At 63.7% G+C, this 21997-nt stretch carries 23 protein-coding genes and 1 tRNA gene; 19 read left to right on the top strand and 5 right to left on the bottom strand.

From position 1 onward, the window contains the following. Positions 1–15: 15 nt before the first annotated feature. The 12 genes from secY to prfA all read left to right on the top strand — a co-directional run bounded on the left by secY (position 16) and on the right by prfA (position 7692). Positions 16–1335 (top strand): preprotein translocase subunit SecY, encoded by a 1320-nt coding sequence (gene secY, locus ACXMDM_RS05480; protein WP_071800926.1) that lies wholly within the window; start codon positions 16–18, stop codon positions 1333–1335. Then, positions 1332–1880 (top strand): adenylate kinase, encoded by a 549-nt coding sequence (locus ACXMDM_RS05475; RefSeq protein WP_259722810.1) that lies wholly within the window; start codon positions 1332–1334, stop codon positions 1878–1880. The genes secY and ACXMDM_RS05475 overlap by 4 nt, the downstream gene beginning before the upstream one ends. A 46-nt stretch (positions 1881–1926) precedes the next feature. Further along, positions 1927–2040, top strand: coding sequence for a 50S ribosomal protein L36 (gene rpmJ / locus ACXMDM_RS05470; RefSeq protein WP_071800924.1), 114 nt, complete (start codon positions 1927–1929; stop codon positions 2038–2040). Positions 2041–2146: 106 nt separating this feature from the next. Further along, positions 2147–2512 carry a 30S ribosomal protein S13 gene (gene rpsM / locus ACXMDM_RS05465; RefSeq protein ID WP_071802141.1) on the top strand — a complete coding sequence of 122 codons (366 nt, stop codon included), beginning with the start codon at positions 2147–2149 and terminating at the stop codon, positions 2510–2512. Between the two features lie 64 nt (positions 2513–2576). Beyond that, positions 2577–2969 carry a 30S ribosomal protein S11 gene (gene rpsK / locus ACXMDM_RS05460; RefSeq protein WP_071800923.1) on the top strand — a complete coding sequence of 131 codons (393 nt, stop codon included), beginning with the start codon at positions 2577–2579 and terminating at the stop codon, positions 2967–2969. Positions 2970–3038: 69 nt separating this feature from the next. Beyond that, positions 3039–3977: a DNA-directed RNA polymerase subunit alpha gene (locus tag ACXMDM_RS05455; protein ID WP_259722811.1), complete on the top strand. Its 939-nt coding sequence runs from the start codon at positions 3039–3041 to the stop codon at positions 3975–3977. A gap of 49 nt (positions 3978–4026) precedes the next feature. After that, entirely contained in the window at positions 4027–4377 is a 351-nt protein-coding gene (gene rplQ, locus ACXMDM_RS05450) for a 50S ribosomal protein L17 (protein WP_071800921.1), read from the top strand. Continuing rightward, on the top strand, positions 4374–5240 hold the full coding sequence (truA, locus tag ACXMDM_RS05445; protein ID WP_259722821.1) for a tRNA pseudouridine(38-40) synthase TruA: 867 nt from the start codon (positions 4374–4376) through the stop codon (positions 5238–5240). The genes rplQ and truA overlap by 4 nt, the downstream gene beginning before the upstream one ends. Before the next feature lie 115 nt (positions 5241–5355). Continuing rightward, positions 5356–5808 carry a 50S ribosomal protein L13 gene (rplM, locus tag ACXMDM_RS05440; protein ID WP_071802139.1) on the top strand — a complete coding sequence of 151 codons (453 nt, stop codon included), beginning with the start codon at positions 5356–5358 and terminating at the stop codon, positions 5806–5808. Further along, complete coding sequence (gene rpsI / locus ACXMDM_RS05435; RefSeq protein ID WP_071800919.1) at positions 5805–6212, top strand: 30S ribosomal protein S9; 408 nt, start codon at positions 5805–5807, stop codon at positions 6210–6212. Before rplM ends, rpsI begins: the two co-directional genes overlap by 4 nt. 10 nt (positions 6213–6222) lie before the next feature. Next, positions 6223–6492: a 50S ribosomal protein L31 gene (rpmE, locus tag ACXMDM_RS05430; RefSeq protein WP_259722812.1), complete on the top strand. Its 270-nt coding sequence runs from the start codon at positions 6223–6225 to the stop codon at positions 6490–6492. A gap of 96 nt (positions 6493–6588) precedes the next feature. Continuing rightward, positions 6589–7692: a peptide chain release factor 1 gene (prfA, locus tag ACXMDM_RS05425; protein WP_259722813.1), complete on the top strand. Its 1104-nt coding sequence runs from the start codon at positions 6589–6591 to the stop codon at positions 7690–7692. Positions 7693–7709: 17 nt separating this feature from the next. On the opposite strand, the gene ACXMDM_RS05420 is transcribed toward prfA, so the two are convergent. Then, positions 7710–8207: an HNH endonuclease gene (locus ACXMDM_RS05420; RefSeq protein ID WP_071800916.1), complete on the bottom strand. Its 498-nt coding sequence runs from the start codon at positions 8205–8207 to the stop codon at positions 7710–7712. 112 nt (positions 8208–8319) lie between these two features. On the opposite strand from ACXMDM_RS05420, the gene alr reads away from it, so the two are divergent. Both alr and ACXMDM_RS05410 read left to right on the top strand, forming a co-directional pair. Beyond that, complete coding sequence (gene alr, locus ACXMDM_RS05415) at positions 8320–9513, top strand: alanine racemase (protein ID WP_071800915.1); 1194 nt, start codon at positions 8320–8322, stop codon at positions 9511–9513. Between the two features lie 19 nt (positions 9514–9532). Then, positions 9533–9621: transfer RNA gene (locus ACXMDM_RS05410), tRNA-Ser, on the top strand. A 67-nt stretch (positions 9622–9688) separates the two neighbouring features. On the opposite strand, the gene ACXMDM_RS05405 is transcribed toward ACXMDM_RS05410, so the two are convergent. Beyond that, positions 9689–10627 carry a serine hydrolase gene (locus ACXMDM_RS05405; RefSeq protein ID WP_259722814.1) on the bottom strand — a complete coding sequence of 313 codons (939 nt, stop codon included), beginning with the start codon at positions 10625–10627 and terminating at the stop codon, positions 9689–9691. A gap of 17 nt (positions 10628–10644) precedes the next feature. On the opposite strand from ACXMDM_RS05405, the gene ACXMDM_RS05400 reads away from it, so the two are divergent. After that, complete coding sequence (locus tag ACXMDM_RS05400) at positions 10645–11427, top strand: C40 family peptidase (RefSeq protein WP_499570227.1); 783 nt, start codon at positions 10645–10647, stop codon at positions 11425–11427. Between the two features lie 59 nt (positions 11428–11486). After that, positions 11487–12470: a glycosyltransferase family 2 protein gene (locus ACXMDM_RS05395; protein ID WP_259722815.1), complete on the top strand. Its 984-nt coding sequence runs from the start codon at positions 11487–11489 to the stop codon at positions 12468–12470. Here the strand turns inward: ACXMDM_RS05395 and ACXMDM_RS05390 are convergent. Then, the gene (locus tag ACXMDM_RS05390; protein WP_071800912.1) at positions 12416–12910 is read right to left on the bottom strand and encodes a hypothetical protein; all 495 of its coding nucleotides are present in this window, start codon (positions 12908–12910) and stop codon (positions 12416–12418) included. The two genes, ACXMDM_RS05395 and ACXMDM_RS05390, sit on opposite strands and share 55 nt — an antisense overlap. A 111-nt stretch (positions 12911–13021) precedes the next feature. Between ACXMDM_RS05390 and ACXMDM_RS05385 the strand changes: the two genes are divergently transcribed. The 3 genes from ACXMDM_RS05385 to ACXMDM_RS05375 all read left to right on the top strand — a co-directional run bounded on the left by ACXMDM_RS05385 (position 13022) and on the right by ACXMDM_RS05375 (position 17020). Next, the gene (locus tag ACXMDM_RS05385) at positions 13022–13138 is read left to right on the top strand and encodes a photosystem I reaction center subunit VIII (protein WP_071800911.1); all 117 of its coding nucleotides are present in this window, start codon (positions 13022–13024) and stop codon (positions 13136–13138) included. A gap of 72 nt (positions 13139–13210) precedes the next feature. Beyond that, positions 13211–13702: a photosystem I reaction center subunit XI gene (locus ACXMDM_RS05380; protein WP_071800910.1), complete on the top strand. Its 492-nt coding sequence runs from the start codon at positions 13211–13213 to the stop codon at positions 13700–13702. 165 nt (positions 13703–13867) lie between these two features. Continuing rightward, complete coding sequence (locus ACXMDM_RS05375; protein ID WP_071800909.1) at positions 13868–17020, top strand: efflux RND transporter permease subunit; 3153 nt, start codon at positions 13868–13870, stop codon at positions 17018–17020. A 313-nt stretch (positions 17021–17333) separates the two neighbouring features. Here ACXMDM_RS05375 and psaB read toward each other — a convergent pair whose 3' ends face one another. Next, positions 17334–19562: a photosystem I core protein PsaB gene (gene psaB / locus ACXMDM_RS05370; protein WP_071800908.1), complete on the bottom strand. Its 2229-nt coding sequence runs from the start codon at positions 19560–19562 to the stop codon at positions 17334–17336. 20 nt (positions 19563–19582) lie between these two features. After that, positions 19583–21886 carry a photosystem I core protein PsaA gene (psaA, locus tag ACXMDM_RS05365; RefSeq protein WP_071800907.1) on the bottom strand — a complete coding sequence of 768 codons (2304 nt, stop codon included), beginning with the start codon at positions 21884–21886 and terminating at the stop codon, positions 19583–19585. Between the last annotated feature and the right edge of the window lie 111 nt (positions 21887–21997).

Raw genomic sequence — 21997 nt, 5'->3', positions numbered from 1 at the left:
TCGCTCGCTCACACCATGCTCGTCAGCCGGGGGCGTAACCCCAGTGCCGGTGAAATCCTCACCCAACTGGTCCAATCGAAGGGGCTGCGCGACCGCGTCTTGACCACCCTCGGCCTGCTGCTTCTGGTGCGGCTCGGGATCTACATCCCTGTGCCAGGCATCGATCGGGTGGCCTTTCAGGAATTCATCCAGCAGGGCGGCCAGCTGATCGGCTTCCTTGACATCTTCACCGGCGGCGGCATCTCCACCCTCGGCGTGTTCGCGCTGGGGATTCTGCCGTTCATCAACGCTTCGATCATCCTGCAGCTGCTCACAGCGGCCATTCCCCAGCTCGAAGATCTCCAGAAGAACGAAGGGGAGGCCGGACGGCGCAAGATCGCCCAGATCACCCGCTATGTGGCCCTGGGTTGGGGCGTGCTGCAAAGCACCGTCTTTGCCCTGATCCTGCGGCAGTACGCCCTGCCGGGTGTACCCGAGCCTGTCTTCGTGATTCAGACCGCCCTGGCCTTAGTCACCGGTTCGATGGTGGTGATGTGGATCAGTGAGGTGATCACCGAGCGCGGCATCGGCCAGGGTGCCTCCCTGGTGATCTTCGTGAACATCGTGGCCACCCTGCCCAGGGCGCTCGGCTCCACCGTCGAGCTCGCCCAGAGCGGTGACCGGGCCACCGTGGGCGGAATCATCATCCTGGTGGTGATTTTTCTCGTCACGATCGTCGGCATCATCTTCGTCCAGGAGGGCAGCCGCCGCATCCCGATCGTGAGTGCCAAGCGCCAGGTGGGCCAGGTCAGCCTGCTCGCGGCCCGCCAGAGCTATCTGCCGTTGAAACTCAACGCCGGCGGGGTAATGCCGATCATTTTCGCTTCAGCGGTGGTGTTCCTGCCACTCACGGTCGCCAACCTGACGCAATCGCCCTGGTTGATCCGTCTGGCCGGCTATCTCAACCCGAACAGCAGCACGCCTTGGCTCTATGCGCTGGTGTTTTTCGGCTTGATCATCGGCTTCTCACTCTTTTACGCCTCGCTCACTGTCAACCCTGTCGACATCGCTACCAATTTGAAGCGCACCGGTGTGGCGATCCCGGGGGTCCGGCCCGGCTCCGCCACGGCCACCTACCTGAGCGGTGTTCAGAACCGTCTCACCCTGCTCGGCGGTTTCTTCCTTGGTGCCGTGGCCATCATTCCCTCAGCCGTCGAGGGTGCCACCCAGGTGCGCACCTTTCAAGGCTTGGGGGCCACATCCCTGCTGATCCTGGTGGGCGTCGCCATCGACACGGCCAAGCAGGTGCAAACCTATGTGATCTCTCAACGTTACGAAGGGATGGTGCGTCAATGACCAACCGTATTTTGTTCCTTGGTCCGCCTGGGGCCGGCAAGGGCACCCAGGCCGAGAGGCTGGCAGCCGATCGCGAGCTGCTTCACCTCTCCACCGGCGAGTTGCTGCGGGCCGAAGTCAAGGCCGGCAGCACGCTTGGCCAGGAAGCCGAGGCGGTGATGGCCCGGGGCGAGCTGGTCAGCGATGCCCTGGTGCTGGCGATCGTTCGCCACCGACTGGAGGCCCACACCGGAGGGTGGCTGCTGGATGGCTTTCCCCGCAACGTCGCCCAGGCCGAAGCCCTCACTCTGTTGCTCGAAGAACTCCAGCAACCGATCGAATCGGTTCTGCTGCTGGAGCTCGATGATGACGAGCTGATCAAACGACTGCTCAGCCGCGGCCGCGACGACGACAACGAGGCGGTGATCCGCAATCGCCTCGTTGTCTACCAGGAGCAAACGGAGCCCCTGATCGCTTTCTACCGCTCACGCAACCTGCTGGTGCCGGTCGATGCCACCGGTTCGATCGACGCCATCGCCCAGCGGGTGGCTGCTGTTGTCGGTTAGCCCCTGTGATAGCTTAGCTGTTTGAAAAATTGGAGAGCCGACGCCCATGAAGGTGCGTGCCTCAGTCAAGAAAATGTGTGACAAGTGCCGGGTGATTCGTCGCCACGGCCGGGTGATGGTGATCTGCTCCAATCCCAAGCACAAGCAACGCCAGGGCTGAGCCGAACGGCTCTTCTCCTAACTTTGCCGTCCCCGCTTCGGGGGCGCAACCGCCCAGACCCCAAGGGGCCGGGCGACCCAACCTTCCCAACTGATTGTTTTCATTCGTGGCTCGGATTGCCGGTGTTGATATCCCTCGTGACAAGAGGGTCGAGATTTCACTCACTTACGTGTACGGCGTGGGGTTGACCAGGTCCCACAAGATCCTGGCCAAGGCTGGTGTCAGCCCCGATATCCGCGTCAAGGATCTCGAAGACGGCGACATTCAGAAGCTGCGTGCCGCCGCCGAATCCTTCACCCTCGAGGGCGATCTGCGCCGGCAGGAGGGCATGGCCCTCAAGCGTCTGCAAGACATCGGCTGTGTGCGCGGTCGTCGCCATCGCATGGGCTTGCCTGTTCGCGGCCAGCGCACCCGCACCAACGCCCGCACCCGCCGGGGTGCTCGCAAAACCGTGGCCGGCAAGAAGAAATAAGCCGTCCCCCTGATGCCAGCTGCGGCGCTCAGGTTCTCCATTCCCCTACCCCAGGCCACGATCCATGGCAAAGCCAGCCAAGAAAACCGGCGCCAAAAAAACCAAGCGCAACGTCCCCAATGGCGTTGCTCACATCCAGAGCACCTTCAACAACACCATCGTGTCGATCACCGACTCGGCAGGTGAAGTGATCTCCTGGTCGTCGGCTGGTGCCAGCGGTTTCAAGGGCGCTCGCAAAGGCACCCCTTTCGCTGCGCAGACGGCCGCAGAAGCCGCTGGACGCCGCGCCCTCGATCAGGGCATGCGCCAGATCGAAGTGCTGGTCAGGGGCCCAGGCTCAGGCCGGGAAACCGCGATCCGTGCCCTGCAGGTGGCCGGTCTGGAGATCACCCTGATCCGCGATGTCACCCCCCTGCCGCACAACGGCTGCCGCCGTTCCAAGCGGCGCCGGGTCTGAGTCGTCGTTTCCATTAAGCCCTCGGCTTCACCAAGCCCTCGGGCGTTCCATTCCCCCCTCCTTCCGGCCGTGCATCAGTATCAGATCGATCGCGTCGAGCATGAGATTGCCGACGACCGCTCCCAGACCGGGGTGTTCGTGATCGGGCCCCTCGACCGTGGTCAAGCTGTCACCCTGGGTAACGCCTTGCGGCGTGTCCTGATGGGTGGCATGGAAGGTAGTGCCATCACCGCCGTGCGCATCGCCGGTGTGAACCACGAATACGCCACCATCCCTGGGGTGCGTGAAGACGTCCTCGACATCCTGCTGAACTGCAAGGAAGTGGTTGTCAGCAGCCGCACCCGCGAAGTGGAGATCGGCCGGCTGGTGGTTACCGGCCCCGCCACGGTCACTGCCGCCGATCTCCAATTCTCCTCGCAGGTACAGGTCATCGACCTGGATCGCCCGATCGCCACAGTGGCCGATGGCCACAGCCTGGAGCTGGAGGTTCACGTCGAGCGAGGTGTGGGCTATCGCCCGGTGGATCGTCATCAGGAAGACACCAGTTCGATCGATCTGCTCCAGATCGATGCCGTGTTCATGCCGGTGCGGCGGGTCAACTACACGATCGATGAAACGGCCGTGGGCGAAGGCGGCTCGGCCCGTGAGCGCCTTCGCCTCGACATCCACACCAGCGGCGCCATCACCCCAGACGACGCCATGGCCCAGGCAGCCAATCAACTGATCGCCCTGTTCCAGCCCCTGGCCAGCCTCACCATGGTTGAGGAGCCTGGCCTGGAGCCAGAACCCTCCGCCGAAAGCCAGATCCCCCTGGAGGAGCTGAACGTTTCGGTTCGCGCCTACAACTGCCTCAAGCGCGCCCAGGTCAATTCGGTCTCCGATCTGATGGGCTTCAGCTATGAGGATCTCCTCGAGATCAAGAACTTCGGCTCCAAGTCGGCCGACGAAGTGATCGAAGCCCTCGAGCGCATCGGCATTTCCCTGCCCCAGAGCCGCACCACAGCCTGAACGGCCGCCCCCCTCAGCTCGCCCCCTTTCTTCTCACCGCCCCGGAACCATGCGACACCAGTGCCGAGTCCCCCTGCTGGGCCTCCCCGCCGACCAACGCAAAGCCCTGCTCCGCGGCTTGACCACCCAGTTGATCCGGGAAGGTCGCGTGACCACCACCAAAGCGCGCGCCAAGGCGCTGCGCAATGAGGCCGAGCGCATGATCACCCTGGCCAAGGAAGGCAGCCTGGCCGCCCGCCGCCGGGCCATGGGCTACATCTTCGACAAGCAGCTGGTCCACTCCCTGTTTGACAAGGCGCAGGAGCGTTACGGAGAGCGCCAGGGTGGCTACACCCGGATCATCCGCACGGTGCCCCGTCGCGGCGACAATGCCGAGATGGCCATCATCGAACTGGTCTGAGCGCCCTGCGCAGGATTGCCCTCTGCCTCCAATACGAGGGTTCAGCATTCTGCGGTTGGCAGCGCCAAACCGCCCAGTCCAGTGTCCAGGCCACCCTTGAGCTGGCCCTAGCCCGGCTCGATCCCTTGCGGCCCATGGCCTGCGTGGCCGCCGGTCGCACCGATAGCGGCGTGCATGCGGCCGGCCAGGTGGTTCATTTCGACGCCAGCGGCCCGATCCCCGCCCCGCGCTGGCCGAAGGCACTCAATGGTCCGCTGCCGCCCACGGTTCGGGTCCGCGCCGCCGCCGAGGTTCCCTCCAGTTGGCATGCTTGTTACTCGGCCACCTACCGGCGCTACCGCTACACCCTTTATAACGGCCGCACGCCCAATCTTTTCTTGGCGCCCTACAGCTGGCACCGCTACCGCTTCCGCCTCAACGAGCGGGCGATGGCCGAAGCGCTGGAGGGTCTGCTGGGCCACCACGACTTCTCCACGTTTCGCAAAGCCGGCAGCCGGCGGCTGCATTCCCGCACCACGGTCCAGGAGGTGGCTCTGGAGCGGCGCGGTGATCTGATCGTCTGCGAGATCCAGGCCAGCGGCTTCCTCTACGGCATGGTGCGCCTGCTCATGGGCCAACTCGTCCTGGTCGGCGAAGGCCGGCTGTCGCTAGCCCAGTTCGAGCGGCGCTGGCGCCAGCAGGCTCGGGAGGAGGTCAAGGAAGCGGCCCCGCCCCAGGGCCTCTGCCTGCTGCGCGTGGGGTACCCCGAGGAGCTGTTTGCGCCAGCTCTCTGGTTCGATGGCCAGCCGCACTTCGTCCTCCAGGGCAACGATCCACCACCTCTTCCTCCAGGGTTTGGCGATGGGGGGCAGGCCAAGGTTTAAGCTCAAGAGCTGTGAATGCGCAGACCAGAGCCCGTTCAGCGGATTCCCTGCCGTTCCTTCCCTGTCCAGCCCCTCCGCCGAGATGGGGCGTTATGTGATCCGGCCTGCCGGTGCGATGAACAAGACCTCCGTTCCCTCCCTGGATTCCCTCGAACGCCAGTGGTTCCTGGTAGACGCCGAGAATCAGACCCTTGGCCGCCTGGCCACTGAAGTGGCCAGCGTGCTGCGGGGCAAGAACAAACCCGCCTTCACGCCCCACCTCGACACTGGTGATTTCGTGATCATTGTCAACGCCGACAAGATCCGCATCAGTGGCAACAAGGCCGATCAGAAGATCTACCGCCGCCACTCCGGCAGGCCAGGCGGCATGAAGACGGAAACCTTTGCCGCCCTTCAGGCCCGGCTGCCCGAGCGGATCGTCGAGAAGGCGATCAAGGGCATGCTGCCCCACAACGCCCTGGGCCGGCAGTTGTTCCGCAAACTCAAGGTCTACAAGGGAACTGACCATCCCCACACGGCCCAACAGCCCCAGATCATGACCCTCGATCCTTCCGCCTCCGCCCAATGAGCACCCCTTCCAACCGCGTCGTGTACTGGGGCACCGGCCGCCGCAAAACTGCTGTGGCACGGGTGCGGGTGGTTCCCGGCACCGGTTCGATCACCATCAACGGCCGCCCCGGTGACAACTACCTCAACTACAACCCCAGCTACCTGGCAGCGGTGAAGGCCCCCCTCGACACCCTCGGCCTTGCCAGCGCCTACGACCTGCTGGTGAACGTCAAGGGCGGCGGCCTCACCGGCCAAGCCGATGCGATTAAGCAAGGTGCGGCCCGTGCGCTCTGCGATCTCTCGCCTGACAACCGCAAGCCGCTCAAGACCGAAGGCCACCTCAGCCGGGATCCCCGCGCCAAAGAGCGCCGCAAGTACGGCCTGAAGAAAGCCCGTAAGGCTCCCCAGTTCTCCAAGCGCTGATTCTCCTCCCATGCCCAAGGCCAACATTCATCCCACCTGGTATCCCGACGCCAAGGTGATCTGCAACGGAGAAGTGGTGATGACCACAGGCTCCACCCAGAGCGAGCTCCATGTCGACGTCTGGAGTGGCAACCACCCCTTCTATACCGGCACCCAGAAGATCCTCGACACCGAAGGGCGCGTTGATCGTTTCATGCGCAAGTACGGCATGGGCAGCATCGACAGTGCCGCCAGCCAGGCTGAGCAGCCCGCTGCCGCCACCGACGACGTCGCGTCCTGATCAGGGTCCCCATGCCCTGCGGCCAAGGGGTCTGCCCCCAGCCGTTGCCGGAAGCCTCTGGGCTTCCGGTTTTTTGTTGTCCGCTGAGCTGGGCCCATGGATGTCTCGTTTTTGAGCGAGCGGCTGGAGGTGGCCTGCCGCACCTTCGCCACCCTGGAGCGACAACTGGCCGATCCGGCCGTGGCTTCCAATCCCACCCAGCTGGAATCACTCGCCCGGGAGCGCTCGCGCCTCGAGCCACTGGTGCTGGGCCATGGCCAACTTCAGCAGTTCCAGAGGCAGCTCGGCGAGACGCGGCAACTGCTAAGGGAGAACCGCGGCGACCCTGAGATGGAAGCGCTGGCAGAGGATGAGCTGCAGGAGCTCAATGCCCAGATCGAAGTTCTGCGCGATCGCCTCATTCTCGCCCTGCTGCCCCGCGACCCGCGCGATCAGCGCAGCGTGATGCTGGAGATCAGGGCAGGAGCCGGCGGTGATGAAGCTTCGCTGTGGGCCGGTGATCTGGCCCGGATGTACGAGCGCCATGCCCAGACCCTGGGCTGGAGCGTGAAACCTTTGAGTGCCTCAGAAGCCGATCTTGGTGGCTATAAGGAACTGATCCTCTCGATCCGTGGCGAAGGGGTCTACAGCCAGCTCAAGTACGAGGCCGGCGTTCATCGGGTGCAGCGGGTCCCGGCCACCGAATCACAGGGACGGGTGCACACCTCCACCGCCACCGTGGCGGTGATGCCGGAAGCCGATCCGGTTGAAGTTCGGCTCGACCCCGGCGACCTGGAGATCAGCACCGCCCGCTCCGGTGGCGCCGGTGGCCAGAACGTCAACAAGGTGGAAACGGCGGTCGACCTGCTGCACAAGCCCACGGGCATCCGGGTGTTCTGCACCCAGGAGCGCTCCCAGCTTCAGAACAAGGAACGGGCGTTGGAGATCCTGCGGGCCAAGCTGCTGGAGCGGGAGCTGGCCGAAGCGGCAGCAGCGGAGAGTTCCGCCCGCCGGGCCCAGGTGGGGCGGGGTGATCGCAGCGAGAAGATTCGCACTTACAACGTCAAAGACAACCGCATCACCGACCACCGTCTGCACCGCAATTTCAGCCTGGAGCCGGTCCTGGCGGGGCAACTCGATGAGCTGATCGGCGCCTGCATCGCCGACGACCAGCGCCAGCAGATGGAGAAGCTGGCCACTGAGGCCAGTGGAAGCGGGTGATCAGAGGGCGGGCCAATTCAGGCCCCGATCACATATTTGGCCCATTCCCCGCGGCCGGAGCGGATGTGGCGGGTGGCTTCAAAATACAAGGTGCTCACCGGCCGGCGGGGCACTTTCGCCAGGGGCATCGCCGCTTCCCGTGGCGTGCGACTGCCCTTGCGCACATTGCAACGCAAACAGGCTGTGGTGACGTTCTCCCAGCTATCGATGCCGCCGCGGCTGCGGGGGATCACATGGTCGATCGAGAGCTGATCCCCCTGGTAGCCGCAGTATTGACAGGAATGGCTGTCGCGCTGAAAGACGTTGCGACGGGTGAGCGGAAGTTGCTTGAAGGGAACCCGCACGAATTGCCGCAGACGGATCACCGTGGGCAGCAGCAAATCACTGCGGATGAAGTGACTTGAATCGTGCTCCAGTCCTTCGGCTTTTCCTTTGAGAACCATCACAGTGGCGCGGCGCCAGCTGGTGATGTTGAGCGGCTCGTAGGAGGCGTTGAGAACGAGGACCTGGCTCACGGTGCTCGACCCATGAAGTGGGTGCCAGTTCCGGCCGATGGCGCCATGCTAACGGTTCAATCACGTCTGATCACGGGTCCGCCCTACGGTCGATTGGGTACCTTCCACTTCGATGGCCGCTGAGCCAGGCTCTGCCTCCCCAACCTGTGGACTGCTCCATCCCCGCCAACGGGCCTGGGTGGAGGTAGACGGGGCCGCCATCGCCCGCAATGCTCGCCGTCTCAAGGCCCTGCTGGCCCAAGGCTGCGAGCTGATGGCGGTTGTCAAGGCCGATGGCTACGGCCACGGTGCCCTGCCGGTGGCCCAGGCGGCCCTCGCCGGGGGGGCCAACAGCCTCGGTGTGGCCACCCTCCAGGAGGGAGTGGAACTGCGCCAGGCGGGGATCGAGGCCCCCTTGCTGGTGATGGGCAACCTCAGTGAACCCGAGGAACTGAGGAGCTGCCTGCACTGGCAGCTGATGCCCACGATCAGCAGCCAACGCCAAGCCCTGCTCTGCCAGAGCCTGGCCAGTGGCAGTGGCCGCCGCATGGCCCTGCATCTCAAGCTCGATACGGGCATGACCCGTCTGGGCATTGACTGGCCAGACGGGGCCCAGCTGTTGGCGGTGCTCAACGGGCTCGATGCCGTGCAGGTGGCCGGGGTGTATTCCCATCTGGCCGATGCCGACAGCCCCGATGATGGCGACGCCAGCCTGACCGCCTTGCAAAAGCTGCGGTTTGGGGCGGCGCTCCAGGCGATGGCCAGCCAGGGGCTGTCCACCGGCCGCCGCCACCTGGCCAACTCGGCAGGAACCCTGCGCAGCCCATCCCTCCACTACGACCTGGTGCGGGTGGGGCTGGCCCTGTATGGCCATTGCCCTGCTCCCCATCTCGGTGGCAGCGTCGCACTGGAGCCGGCGATGGACGTTCGCGCCAGGGTGACCCTGATCCGCGAGGTGCCCACCGGGGTAGGGGTGAGCTACGGGCACCGTTTCCTGACCCAGCGGCCGAGTCGCTTGGCGGTGGTGGCGATTGGTTACGCCGATGGGGTGCCCAGGCGCCTTTCCAACACTCTGACGGTGTTGTTCGGCGAGAAACGGCTGGCCCAGGTCGGTGCCATCACCATGGACCAGCTGATCATCGATGCCACCGACTGCCATGAACTGGTGCAGGGATCGGTGGTGACCCTGCTCGGCAAAGAAGGTGGCCAGGTGATCGGACCGGAGCACTGGGCCGAGGCCTCGGGCACCATCTCCTGGGAAATCCTCTGCGGCTTCAAGCACCGCCTGCCGAGGCTCCAGGCCGAGGCAGGTCGGCGAGAGCGCTGATAAGCTCGGATCGCCCCCTGGAGAGGTGGCTGAGTGGTTGAAAGCGGCTCCCTGCTAAGGAGTTACAGGAGGCAACTTCTGTCGAGGGTTCGAATCCCTCCCTCTCCGTTTCTTTGATGCCCTGGCTCGCGCCGCTGGCGCCAAGACCGGCGTGCTGGGCGTTCTGCCCCCAGCTTCAGTCAGGGCGCCGGCAGGCCTGGGCCAGCCGGCGGGCCAGCTCCGGCAGCAGGGTGTGGTCGGTAGCGCGGGCAGCACCCTCGCTGAACACCACCAGGATGAAGGGATGGTGGCCATCAATCTCCACATAGGCGGCGTCGTGGCGCGCCTGGCTCATCCAGCCGGCCTTGCTCCAAAGCCTCGCCCCCTCCGGCAGGCCTTCACCGAGGAAGCCATCCACCTGGTTCTCCGGATCGGCCCGTCGTTCACCTGGATCCAGCGATCGCCTGAGCAGGTGACGCATCCTGCTGCAGGCCGGGGGTGAGACAAAGCTGCCGGCCACAATCGCGTGCAGGAGGCGCGCGGTGGCCTCAACACTGAGCCGGTTGCGGTTCTCCATCGCCGGTCCATAGAACTGGCGTTCCCGTCCATAGGGGCCATCACCCCAGGTTTTCTGACAGAGATTGCAACCCGTCAACTCGGGCCAATCCAGGCCGCCGAACCAGCGATTGAGCAGCTGACGCTGGGCGATCCAGGCCTGCAGCTTGGCCTCAGGCAGAGCCGGGCCACTGCTGGTGCCGCTCAGCACGTCCACCAGCAGGGATGTGGCGTCATTGCTGGAATCCCTGATCATGTCGGCCATGGCCCGCCTCAGTTCGCTGCCGTCCTCGATCAAGCGAGCCTGCAACCAGGCCTCCACCCCGGCCAGAACAAACAGTTTCACCACACTGGCTGGATAAACGGCCTGGTCTCCCCGCCAGCAGGCGCCAGAGACGGGCTCGGTCCAAAAGGCCTGTGGATCGCTCAGGCTGTCCGCCCTGCCGATCAAGGAACGGTCGTAACGCAGCCAGCACACCGAGAGCTGGGCCGCGAGTCCGGGGCGGCCCTGTTGCTCCAGTTCGCGGATCCGCTCGTGCAGGATGTCGCCCATCGCCCCCTCAAGGCGGTAAAACGCCATCAGCCAAGGCCGCAATAATGCTGAGATTAGGCACCTCGATCCCCAGCTCTGGGCCCCGGGCTGCGCTGCCAGCGGGCACGCCGGCGGCAGAAGAGCTGCTGATCGCAGGCAGTTGCTGGCGCTTGGGGCGGCCACTTGATGGCTACAGCCGGATGCGGGGTTCGGGCTTGGCCACCCAGGTCGCAGCCGGGCGCTGCCTGGACGTGCTTGAGCCCTGCTCGGCCAGGGGCGGGCGATTAAAGGTGCGCTTGCTCGAAGACGGCTATCCCTGCTGGCTAGAGCAGGCCGACCTGCTGGGCGCAGCCCTGGCCGCAGAGCCACCCCGGCGCCGCCTGCTCGATCCAGGCCGGATCGAGGCGGCGCTCCCGGCTGTGCTGCACTACGCCAGCCAGGCGGCTGACAAACCCAACCACTACCTCTGGGGTGGCACCACGGGCCCGAATTACGACTGCTCCGGCCTGGTCCAGAGCGCCTTTGCCAGTGCCGGAATCTGGATCCCCCGGGATGCCTATCAACAGGAACGCTTCTGCCAGGCGGTGGCGATCCGCCCCGGCCTGTTCAGCCTGGTGCGGCCTGGGGATCTGATCTTCTTCGGCCGACCACAACGCTGCACCCATGTGGGGCTGTATCTGGGCAAAGGCCGCTATCTGCACAGCTCAGGAGCCGAGCATGGCCACAACGGGCTGGCGGTGGATCAGCTTGCCGCCCACAGTCGCGATCCGGTGGGCAGCCACTACCGCAGCGAACTGCGCGGAGCCGGCCGAGTGGTGCGCTGCCATGACGGCACAACCCTTCCCTGAGCAGGCGGCTGGAGGCAGCGGCTCCCGTAGGTTGCAGGCCCCCATACCTGCCAAACGCCATGGGCGAACCGAGCCAACTCGAGCTCTCGGTGGTCATCCCCCTGTACAACGAGCAGGACAGTGTGGCGTTGCTACTGGATCAGCTTCTGGCCGTTCTGCGGCCGATGGGGCGAAGCTTTGAGCTGGTGCTGGTGGATGACGGCTCCAGCGACGGAACCGCCGCCGCCCTAGCAGGGCAGGCCAGCCGGATTCCGGAACTGGTGGCGGTGGTGCTGCGCCGCAACTACGGCCAGACAGCGGCGATGGCGGCAGGGTTCGATGCCAGCGCTGGGGAGGTGCTGATCACCTTGGATGGCGATCTGCAGAACGACCCTGCCGACATCCCCCTGCTGCTGGAGCGCTTGGATCAGGGCTACGACTTAGTCAGCGGCTGGCGCCACCAGCGCCAGGATGCGGCGCTGCAGCGGCTGCTCCCTTCCAAGATCGCCAATCGCCTGATCGCCCGGGTCACGGGCGTACGGCTCCACGATTACGGCTGTTCGCTCAAGGCCTACCGCCGCGAAGTGGTGGCCGATCTCAACCTCTATGGCGAACTGCACCGTTTCCTGCCGGCCCTGGCCTTCATCGAGGGAGCTCGGATCAGCGAGGTGAAGGTGAACCACCACGCCCGCCGCTTCGGCAGCAGCAAGTACGGCATCGATCGCACCTTCCGGGTGCTGATGGACCTGCTGACGGTCTGGTTCATGAAGCGATTCCTGACCCGACCCATGCATGTCTTTGGTTTCGGCGGTCTGGCCTCCCTGGCTGTTGGGCTGGTGATCAGCCTGGTTTTATTGGGCGAAAAGCTGATCTTCGATGCCGATATCGGCAACCGGCCGTTGCTGTCGGTGGCCGTTCTCGCCATCCTGGCCGGCGTCCAGTTGTTCTGCTTCGGCCTGCTGGCCGAACTGCAGATGCGCACCTATCACGAAAGCCAGGGTCGGCCGATCTACCGGGTGCGGGACACCTTGCGCGGCCGTCTCAGTGGCAGCGGCAGCGGCTGAGCCGCCGGCTTGCCACGGAATCGGACCAGCCCCTCGGCGGCCAGGGCCGCCACCCGTGGATCGGAATCAAGACGGCCCCGCCGCAGAAAGGGCAGCACGGAGCGATCCCCCGATCGCAGGGCCAGGTGGATGGCCGCGAGCCGATCGTCGCCTCTGCCGCGAAAGGCGACAGCGAGTTCGCGCAGGAGCCGTTGCTTCTGCCGCTCACCAGCGCTGAACGACCCAAACTCCAAATCAGTGACCGCTGCCCAGCCAGTGGCCTTGTCCTGGATCTTGGTCTTGGTCTTGGTCTTGGTCTTTGCGACCAGACTGGCCGCCGGCAAAGCACGCCCTGGGCTGGTCCCTCCCCGGGCCGAAGCCCGCTGGCCCAGGCCGGGACGACCGAGCAGCCAGGCGACAAGAAAAATGCCGGTGATCAGGACGCCACTGAAGAACGCCATCAGCTGAAGAGCTCCATGGGGGATTGATTTTTATGTCACCCCTGGCGACCCTGCCAGGTGAGCCCGGAAGTGCTCGATACAGTACCGCCGGTTGCTGTATTGGCCCGAGCCATGACTGGAGAATTCGCCGCCGCCTGGCTGCCGTCCATCCTCGTTCCATTCGTTGGAATCCTTGGCCCGGCCATCGCCATGGCCCTGTTGTTCAACGTGATCGAAGCCCGCGACTGAGCCCAGCGATCCCCTGCGGATTGCCTCCCTGCGCGTGGCCTGCTGCGTTCGTTCCCTTCCCCGTTCTTTTCCATGACCGTGCAACCCGTCGCTGATGCCACCGTCGGCAATCTGGCCACTCCCGTCAACAGCAGCTATTTCTCCAAGGCGTTTCTGAATGCCCTGCCGGCCTACCGGCCTTCCCTGTCGCCGAACCGTCGCGGCCTTGAAGTGGGCATGGCCCATGGCTTTCTGCTCTACGGACCGTTCGCCCTCACCGGTCCCCTGCGTCTGACCGAATACGCCAGCACCTCTGGCCTGCTGGCCACGATCGGGCTGGTCTCGATCCTCACGATCTGCCTGTCGATTTACGGCACGGCGGGCACTGGTCCCAATGTCCAGCCCCCCGACGCCACGATCGACAACCCACCTGCCGACCTGTTCACCAAAGCCGGTTGGGCCGAATTCGCCAGCGGCTTCTGGCTCGGCGGTTGCGGCGGCGCCGCCTTCGCCTGGTTCCTGGCTGGCAGCCTGATGGGCTCGCCACTGATGAAGCTCACCGGCGGCCTGGCCGGCCTCAGCTGAGTCACACCCGCCATCCAAGGGCGGGCCCAGGCTCTGAGCCCCACTCAGGTGGGGCTTTTTCATGCGCTATCGCCACCCCTACCGCAGGCCTCCATCCAGCCCCCTTTGCCGACGCCTTAGAACAGCCCTTGAAACACGGATCAGCCGAGCGGCTGCAACAGCCCCATGTCGGTGTCGGACCCGTTCTTGAAACGCCCCGTGCTCACCCTGGTGGTGAGCCTGTTGGTGGTGATGGTTGGCCTGATCAGCCTTCAGGGACTGCAGGTGGAAAACCTGCCACCGATCGCGCCGATCAGGGTCAATGTGCGAGCGAACTATCCCGGTGGCGGCGCCGCCGTGGTGGAGCAGGGCGTCACCACCCCCCTGGAGCGCCAGTTGAACGGGCTGGAGCGACTCGAAACGATCCGTTCCACCAGCTCGGCCAACAGCAGCTCGATCACCCTGACCTTTGAGGGGGGCAATCCCGAGCTCAATCAGATCAACGCCCAGAACGAAGCCTCCCTGGCCAACCCGCGCCTGCCGCCCCAGGTCGCGCGGCTGGGGGTACAAGTCAGGCGCAGCTCCGACGATCTGCTGATGGTGCTGAGTTTCAGCGCGCCCGAGGGGCTGTTCGAACCCGCTTTCTTGAGCGGCTGGTTGGATGAAAAGCTGCGGGACACGCTGCAACGGGTGCCAGGGGTCGGCAATGTGGCCGTCGTCGGCAGCAGCCCGCTGGCCTTCCGGCTATGGCTGGATCCCAGGGCTCTCGAAACACGTGGGCTGACGATCAGCGATGTGGTGGACGCCCTGCGCGAGCAGAACGTGCTGGCGGCCCTGGGCCAGGTGGGCGATGCCCCCAGCCCAGAAAATCAGGAAACCACCTTCCCGTTGGAGATGGAAGGGCGGCTGCGCAGCGTGCCTGAACTCGAAGAGCTGGTGGTCGCCAAAACCCCCAACGGCGGGGTGGTGTTGCTCAAGGAGGTGGGGCGGGTGAGCCTGGATCTCGAAGACTTCGAGAGCACGGCCATCAATCTGGGCGGCGATCCCACCGTGGCGGTGCTGATCTTCCAGCGGGACGGTAGCAATGCCCTGGATGTCAGCAATGCCGTCAATGCCTCCCTCGCCGAGATCGAGACCAGCTTCCCGCCAGGCATGGAGCTGCAACGGATCGTCGATGTGGCCGATACGGTGCGCGAAAGCATTCAGCTGACCTGGAACAGCTTGCGCGATGCGGTGCTGCTCGTGCTGCTCGTGCTGCTGGTGGCCTTGGGCAACAGTCGACTGGCCTTGGTCAGCGCTGTGGCGGTCCCGGTTGCCCTGATTGGCAGCATCACGGTCTTACGGCTCACAGGCAGCTCGATCAACACGCTCACCTTGTTCGGCATGGTGCTCGCCACCGGACTTGTGGTGGATGACGCCATTGTCGTCAGCGAAGACATTGGTCGGCGGCTGGAAGCCGGCGAATCGCCGATGCGGGCCGCCCGCAATGCCATGCAGGAACTGGGGGGTGCCGTGATCGCCACCTCCTTGGTGCTGGTGGTGGTCTTCCTGCCGGTGCTGGCCATTCCCGGCAGTGTCGGCCGGCTTTACCAACCGATCGCGATCACGATTGGCGCCACGATTCTCTTCTCCACCCTCAACGCCCTCACCTTCACTCCCGTGGCTGCCAGCTGGCTGCTCGGCCATGGCTGGAAGGAACCCGATTGGCTGAGCCGGCTGCTGCAGCGCCCCCAACGCTGGCTGGACCGGCTGCGCCACTGGTACGGCAAGGCCTTGGAACGCAGCTTTCGGCGCCGCCGCCTGGTGCTGCTCGGATTACTCGGCGGGCTGGTGCTGGCGGGCTGGGGCCTTGGCCAGCTGCCAACCGGCTTCATCCCCCAAGAAGACGACAGCCAGGTGCGCGGCGTCGTGGTGCTCCCCGGTGGTGCCTCACTGCGCAGCACCGAGCGGGTGGTGGAGAAGGTCCGGCAGGTGGTGGCCGAAGAAAAGCTGGTGCGGGTCGGCAACTTCTACGCCGGCCGCTCCTTCGGCGACAGCGCCCCAAACAGAGGCATCTTCTTCCTGCGCCTACAACCGCTGGAGCAGCGGGGCAACGCCAAAGAAAACAGCAACGAAGCCATCGCCCAACGGCTGGGGGCGGCCATGCGCGAACAGATCCCCGAGGCCACGGTGCTGCTGAGTGTCCCTCCCCCCGTGCGGGGATTCAGCAGCGAGGGGGGGCTGGAGCTCGAACTGCTCGACATCAGCGGCGGCCGGCTCAATCTCAGCGACTTCGAGGCCGAGGTGCGGAGCTTCATCGCAGCGGCCAACGCCACCGACGCCTTTGAGCGGGTCAGCACACGCTTCAGTGCCGACGCCCCCTTGCTGCGGCTTGAACCGGATCGGCTGCGGATGGCCTCCCTCGACCTCGATCTCGACACCGTCGTCGACACCCTCGGGGCCAGCTTTGGCAGTCGCTATGTGAACGACAGCTTTGAAGGGGACCGGGTGCGGCGGGTCGTGGTCCAGCTTGATGGCGAAGACCGGCGCAATGCCGAAGACGTGCTGGCCTTGAAAGTGCGCAGCCGCGGCGGTGACCTGATTGCGCTGGGGGAAGTGGCGCGGCTGGTTCCAGCCACCGGGCCCACCTCCATCAACCGCAGTCGCCTGTCACGCTCAATCACCGTGCAGGCCCTGCCCAAGGACGGCGTCAGCACAGGCCAGGCCATCGCCATCCTTGAGCAGGTCAAGCAGGAGCAGGGCAGTCCGGTCACCGACCTCGAATGGGTGGGACTGGCCCGAGAGGAGCGTCAGGCGGGCGGCAAGACCCAGCAGCTTTTTGTGCTGGGCCTCGTGACGACGTTCCTGGTGCTGGCCGCCCTCTACGAGAGTTTCCTCGATCCGATCATCATTTTGATCACCGTTCCGCTGGCCTTGCTGGGAGCGTTGCTAGGTCTGGCTGGTCGGGGACTCTTTCTGGACATCTACGCCCAGGTCGGAATGCTGGTCCTGGTGAGTCTGGCGGCAAAGAATGGAATCCTGATCGTTGAATTTGCCAATCAACGTCTGCAGGAAGCGATGGCCCTGCGCGAAGCGATCGAAGAGGCCGCCATCAGCCGCCTGCGGCCGATTGTGCTGACAGCCCTCACCTCACTGGCGGGTTTTCTGCCCCTGGTTTTCGCCACGGGTGCCGGCGCTGCCAGCAGGGTGAGTATCGGCACTGTGGTGTTCTCCGGCCTGCTGGTGGCCACGGCACTCACCCTGTTCGTGGTGCCGGTGGTCTATCTGGAAATGAAATTACTGGAAGGCAGGAAATGGTGGCCCAAGCGCGGCTCTTCCCCAAGCGAATCGGAACAGTAAACAGTCGTCAGATCAGAGCGAATCACCGACTCTGGGACAGGGCGAACAGATCAGCACATCATTGAATATACGTGGGTTTTGCTGCCCAAAGGGAGCAGCGGCTCGTAGGGCCAGCAGGGCTCGCAGGGCCAGGCAGAGAAAACTGTGGCCATACACAAAGAGGCTGAACCCTGGACCTGGCAGCCAGCAAGAAAGACGGGCAACAGACAGTTAGGCAGGCAGGCGGGCAATCCTTTTCCCAATAAAAAACCCCAGCAGTAGCCGGGGGGAATGGTTGAGGTTCGTCCCTCGAGAATTAGGTGGGAGTGAGGCGTTAGCCGAACTTCCCGGATGTAGAGGCGATCAGGAAAGCACCGTACGTGAGGATGTAACCCACAGAGAAGTGCGCCAGACCAACCACACGGGCTTGAACGATCGAGAGTGCAACCGGCTTGTCACGCCAGCCAACCATGTTGGCGAGCGGTGTGCGCTGGTGCGCCCAGACGATGGTCTCGATCAATTCCTGCCAGTAGCCCCTCCAGGAGATCAGGAACATGAATCCTGTCGCCCAGACCAGGTGACCGAAGAGGAACATCCAGGCCCAGACAGCCAGGTTGTTCGTCCCGAACGGGTTGTAACCGTTGATCAGCTGGGAGCTGTTGAGCCAGAGGTAGTCGCGGAACCAGCCCATCAGATAGGTGCTTGATTCGTTGAACTGAGCCACGTTGCCCTGCCAGATGGCGAGGTGCTTCCAGTGCCAGTAGAAGGTGACCCAACCGACGGTATTGAGGGCCCAGAAAACCGACAGGTAGAAGGCGTCCCAGGCTGAGATATCGCAGGTGCCGCCACGGCCGGGGCCGTCGCAGGGGAAGGAGTAGCCGAAGTCCTTCTTGTCAGGCATCAACTTGGAACCCCGGGCGTCGAGTGCACCCTTGACCAGGATCAAGGTGGTGGTGTGCAGTCCAAGGGCGATGGCGTGGTGAACAAGGAAGTCACCAGGGCCGATCTGCAGGAACACATCGTTGGTTCCCGAGTTGATCGCTTCCATCCAGCCAGGCAGCCAGACAGCGCCGTAGTTAGGCCAGGCCGTGGAGGCAATGCTGTCGGCATTCGACAGGAAGACATCCATGCCGTAGAGCAACTTGCCACTGGAGGCTTGAACGAACTGAGCGAAGACCGGCTCCACCAGGATCTGCTTCTCGGGGGTACCGAAGGCCACGACCACATCGTTGTGGACGTAGAGGCCCAGGGTGTGGAAACCGAGGAACAGGGATACCCAGCTCAGGTGGCTGATGATCGCTTCTTTGTGCTCGAGCATCCGAGCCAGAACATTGTTCTTGTTGGCTTCGGGGTCGTAATCACGGATGAAGAAGATCGCACCGTGAGCGAAGGCACCGACCATCAGGAAGATGGCGATGTACTGGTGGTGGGTGTAAAGCGCTGCCTGCGTTGTGTAGTCCTTGGCGATGAACGCATAGGACGGCAACGCATACATGTGCTGAGCCACCAGGCTGGTGATCACCCCGAGCGAAGCAAGGGCAAGTCCGAGCTGGAAGTGCAGGGAGTTGTTGATCGTGTCATAAAGGCCCTTATGACCGGCACCAAGCGCGCCACCGAACGGTGTGCCCTGAGGAGGATTGTGAGCCTCCAGAATCTCCCGGATCGAATGGCCGATCCCGAAGTTGGTGCGATACATGTGGCCAGCGATCACAAACAGGCAGCCGATCGCCAGGTGGTGGTGGGCGATATCGGTGAGCCAGAGCGCCTCGGTCTGGGGCTGGAAGCCACCCAGGAAGGTGAGGATCGCTGTACCAGAACCTTCGGAAGTTCCGAAGACCTGATTGAGAGTGTCGGGATTTTCGGCATAGACCCCCCAGTTGCCGGTGAAGAACGGAGCCAGACCGGCTGGGTGAGGAAGCACGTTGAGGAAGTTGTCCCAACCGACGTGCTGGCCTCGGGCCTCGGGGATGGCCACGTGGACCAGGTGACCGGTCCAGGCGATGGAGCTGAAACCGAACAGAACAGCCAGGTGGTGGTTCAGCCGGGATTCAGCGTTCTTGAACCAGGCCAGGGAAGGCAGGAACTTGGGCTGAAGGTGGAGCCAACCGGCGAAAAGCGCCCAAGCCGAGAGGATCATCATGAAGATGGATCCCTGATAAAGCTCGGCGTTGGTGGTCATGCCGATCGTGTACCACCAGTGGTACAGACCGGAATAAGCGATGTTCACCGGGGAGGTTGCGCCCGCCTGGGTGAAGGCGGTGATGGCCCCCTGGCCGAAGTGAGGATCCCAGATCGCGTGAGCGATGGGACGGACGTGCAGCGGATCGGCGACCCACTGCTCAAAGTTGCCCTGCCAGGCGATATGGAACAGGTTTCCCGAAACCCAGAGGCCGATGATCGCCAGGTGACCGAAGTGAGTGGAGAAGAGCTTTTGGTAAAGCTTCTCCTCCGTCATCCCGTCATGGCTCTCGAAGTCGTGAGCCGTGGCGATGCCGTACCAAATACGGCGGGTTGTCGGGTCCTGTGCCAGACCCTGGCTAAACGAAGGAAATTTCGTTGCCATGTGGAAAGGTCAGGAGGAGGTCAGCCGACCGCGACGAGTCGGGCCAGGAAGAACGCCCAGGTGGTAGCGATACCGCCCAGGAGATAGTGGGCAACGCCAACGGCGCGACCCTGGATGATGCTCAGCGCCCGTGGCTGAATCGCTGGAGCAACCCTCAGCTTGTTGTGAGCCCAGACGATGGACTCAATCAGCTCCTGCCAGTAGCCGCGGCCGCTGAACAGGAACATGAGGCTGAAGGCCCAGACGAAGTGAGCACCGAGGAACATCAGGCCATAGGCACTCGAGGAGGAGCCATAGCTGTTGATCACCTGAGAGGCCTGGGCCCAGAGGAAATCACGCAGCCAACCATTGATGGTGATGGCGCTTTGAGCGAAGTTGCCGTTGGCGATGTGCTGAACAGTGCCATCCGGATTGACGGTTCCCCAGACATCGCTCTGCATTTTCCAACTGAAGTGGAAAATCACGATCGAGATGGAGTTGTACATCCAGAACAGACCCAGGAACACGTGGTCCCAAGCTGAAACCTGGCAGGTACCGCCACGGCCGGGGCCGTCACAGGGGAAGCGGAAGCCCAGGTTCGCCTTATCGGGGATGAGCCTGGAGCTGCGGCTGTAAAGCACACCCTTCAGCAAGATCAGCACGGTGACGTGGATCGTGAAGGCGTGGATGTGGTGGACCATGAAGTCGGCCGTTCCCAGGGGGATCGGACCGGCGGCCACCTTGCCACCCACAGCAACAACGGCTCCGTTGAACACCTCGCTGACACCGGAGAGCGCGTTAGGCGCTGTGGTGCCGGCAGCGGCGGCATGCAGTCCCTGAATCCACTGAGCGAAAACAGGTTGCAGCTGAATGGCGGAGTCACTGAACATGTCCTGGGGACGGCCCAGAGCACGCATGGTGTCGTTGTGGATGTAGAGGCCGAAGCTGTGGAAGCCCAGGAAGATACACACCCAGTTGAGGTGGCTGATCAGGGCATCGCGAGCCTTGAGAACGCGATCGAGCACGTTGTCCACATGCTTGGCCGGGTCGTAATCGCGGATGAGTGCGATAGCCGCGTGGGCACCAGCCCCAACGATGATGAAGCCACCAATCCACATGTGGTGGGTGAATAGCGACAACTGAGTTGGGTAATCGATCCCGATGTAGGGATAGGGAGGCATCGCATACATGTGATGCGCCACGATAATGGTCAGCGACCCAAGCAGGGCCAGGTTCACGGCCAACTGGGCATGCCAGGAGGTGGTCATGAACTCGAACAGACCATCGTGGCCCTTCGGAGCGGGGAACAGCAGGGGATCACCCTTCTGGCCTTCAAGGATCTCCTTCAGGCTGTGACCAATTCCCCAGTTGGTGCGGTACTGGTGGCCGGCAATGATGAACAGGACCGCGATCGCCAGGTGGTGATGGGCGATGTCTGTCATCCAGAGGCTGCCAGTGACGGGATTCAATCCACCTTTGAAGGTGAGGAAATCGCTGTAGGCAGCCCAGTTCCCGGTGAAGAAGGGCGCAAGCCCTGCTCCAAAGCCTGGGAAGAGCTGGGCAATCAGGTCCTGATTGATGAATTCATGGGGCAGGGGGATGTCCGCCACCGAAGCAATGACCTTGCCATTGAGCGACAGAGGGGCCCCAGCGTCGATGGCATCCATCAACTGGGTGGTGGGCAGGGACACATGCAACAGGTGTCCAGTCCAGGAGAGGGAGCCCAGTCCGAGAAGACCGGCCAGATGGTGGTTGAGCATCGACTCAACGTTCTGGAACCACTCCAGCTTTGGAGCTGCCTTGTGATAGTGGAAGACACCGGCATTGAGCATGAGACCGGCCATCACCAAGGCGCCGATTGCCGTGCAAAGCAACTGGAACTCATTGGTGAAACCCCAGGCTCTCCACACATGGAACAGGCCTGAGGTGATCTGGATGCCGTGGAAACCGGCGCCCACATCGGCGTTGAGAATCTCTTGGCCAAAGATCGGCCAAACCACCTGCGCACTGGGCTTGACGTGCAGGGGATCGGCCAGCCAACCGGTGTAGTTGGAGAAGCGGGCACCGTGATAGAAGGCGCCGCTGAGCCAGATGAAAATGACGGCCAAGTGGCCGAAGTGAGCACTGAAGATCTTGCGGGAAACTTCCTCAAGATCACTCGTGTGGCTGTCGAAATCGTGAGCGTTGGCGTGGAGGTTCCAAACCCAGGTGGTGGTTTTGGGACCTTTGGCGAGGCTGCGATCGAAGTGGCCGGGCTTGCCGAGCACATCGAAATCGACAGGAACAGGGTTCCGATCGACGGAGACCTTCGCCTTTGTCCCACGCTCTGGTGGGCTGATGGTCATCGAGACGTTCCTCGAGGGACGGGATCGAGGTGGGGGTCCACCCCTCGGGCGCAGGCGGGAAGCCTGGCCGGTGGGTCTCATGGCGTTGGCAGAACAGGCCCGCCGCGGCCA

The sequence above is a fragment of the Synechococcus sp. CS-603 genome, from assembly GCF_977929215.1.
This window is presented reverse-complemented; position numbering and strand designations above follow the sequence as displayed.

Excerpts from the sequence above, each read along its gene's own strand:
- secY (WP_071800926.1), top strand. The coding sequence starts at position 16 with ATGCTCGTCAGCCGGGGGCGTAACCCCAGTGCCGGTGAAATCCTCACC.
- ACXMDM_RS05475 (WP_259722810.1), top strand. The coding sequence starts at position 1,332 with ATGACCAACCGTATTTTGTTCCTTGGTCCGCCTGGGGCCGGCAAGGGC.
- rpmJ (WP_071800924.1), top strand. The coding sequence starts at position 1,927 with ATGAAGGTGCGTGCCTCAGTCAAGAAAATGTGTGACAAGTGCCGGGTG.
- rpsK (WP_071800923.1), top strand. The coding sequence starts at position 2,577 with ATGGCAAAGCCAGCCAAGAAAACCGGCGCCAAAAAAACCAAGCGCAAC.
- rplQ (WP_071800921.1), top strand. The coding sequence starts at position 4,027 with ATGCGACACCAGTGCCGAGTCCCCCTGCTGGGCCTCCCCGCCGACCAA.
- rplM (WP_071802139.1), top strand. The coding sequence starts at position 5,356 with ATGAACAAGACCTCCGTTCCCTCCCTGGATTCCCTCGAACGCCAGTGG.
- rpsI (WP_071800919.1), top strand. The coding sequence starts at position 5,805 with ATGAGCACCCCTTCCAACCGCGTCGTGTACTGGGGCACCGGCCGCCGC.
- rpmE (WP_259722812.1), top strand. The coding sequence starts at position 6,223 with ATGCCCAAGGCCAACATTCATCCCACCTGGTATCCCGACGCCAAGGTG.
- prfA (WP_259722813.1), top strand. The coding sequence starts at position 6,589 with ATGGATGTCTCGTTTTTGAGCGAGCGGCTGGAGGTGGCCTGCCGCACC.
- alr (WP_071800915.1), top strand. The coding sequence starts at position 8,320 with ATGGCCGCTGAGCCAGGCTCTGCCTCCCCAACCTGTGGACTGCTCCAT.
- ACXMDM_RS05405 (WP_259722814.1), bottom strand. The coding sequence starts at position 10,627 with ATGGCGTTTTACCGCCTTGAGGGGGCGATGGGCGACATCCTGCACGAG.
- ACXMDM_RS05400 (WP_499570227.1), top strand. The coding sequence starts at position 10,645 with ATGCTGAGATTAGGCACCTCGATCCCCAGCTCTGGGCCCCGGGCTGCG.
- ACXMDM_RS05395 (WP_259722815.1), top strand. The coding sequence starts at position 11,487 with ATGGGCGAACCGAGCCAACTCGAGCTCTCGGTGGTCATCCCCCTGTAC.
- ACXMDM_RS05390 (WP_071800912.1), bottom strand. The coding sequence starts at position 12,910 with ATGGCGTTCTTCAGTGGCGTCCTGATCACCGGCATTTTTCTTGTCGCC.
- ACXMDM_RS05385 (WP_071800911.1), top strand. The coding sequence starts at position 13,022 with ATGACTGGAGAATTCGCCGCCGCCTGGCTGCCGTCCATCCTCGTTCCA.
- ACXMDM_RS05380 (WP_071800910.1), top strand. The coding sequence starts at position 13,211 with ATGACCGTGCAACCCGTCGCTGATGCCACCGTCGGCAATCTGGCCACT.
- ACXMDM_RS05375 (WP_071800909.1), top strand. The coding sequence starts at position 13,868 with ATGTCGGTGTCGGACCCGTTCTTGAAACGCCCCGTGCTCACCCTGGTG.
- psaB (WP_071800908.1), bottom strand. The coding sequence starts at position 19,562 with ATGGCAACGAAATTTCCTTCGTTTAGCCAGGGTCTGGCACAGGACCCG.
- psaA (WP_071800907.1), bottom strand. The coding sequence starts at position 21,886 with ATGACCATCAGCCCACCAGAGCGTGGGACAAAGGCGAAGGTCTCCGTC.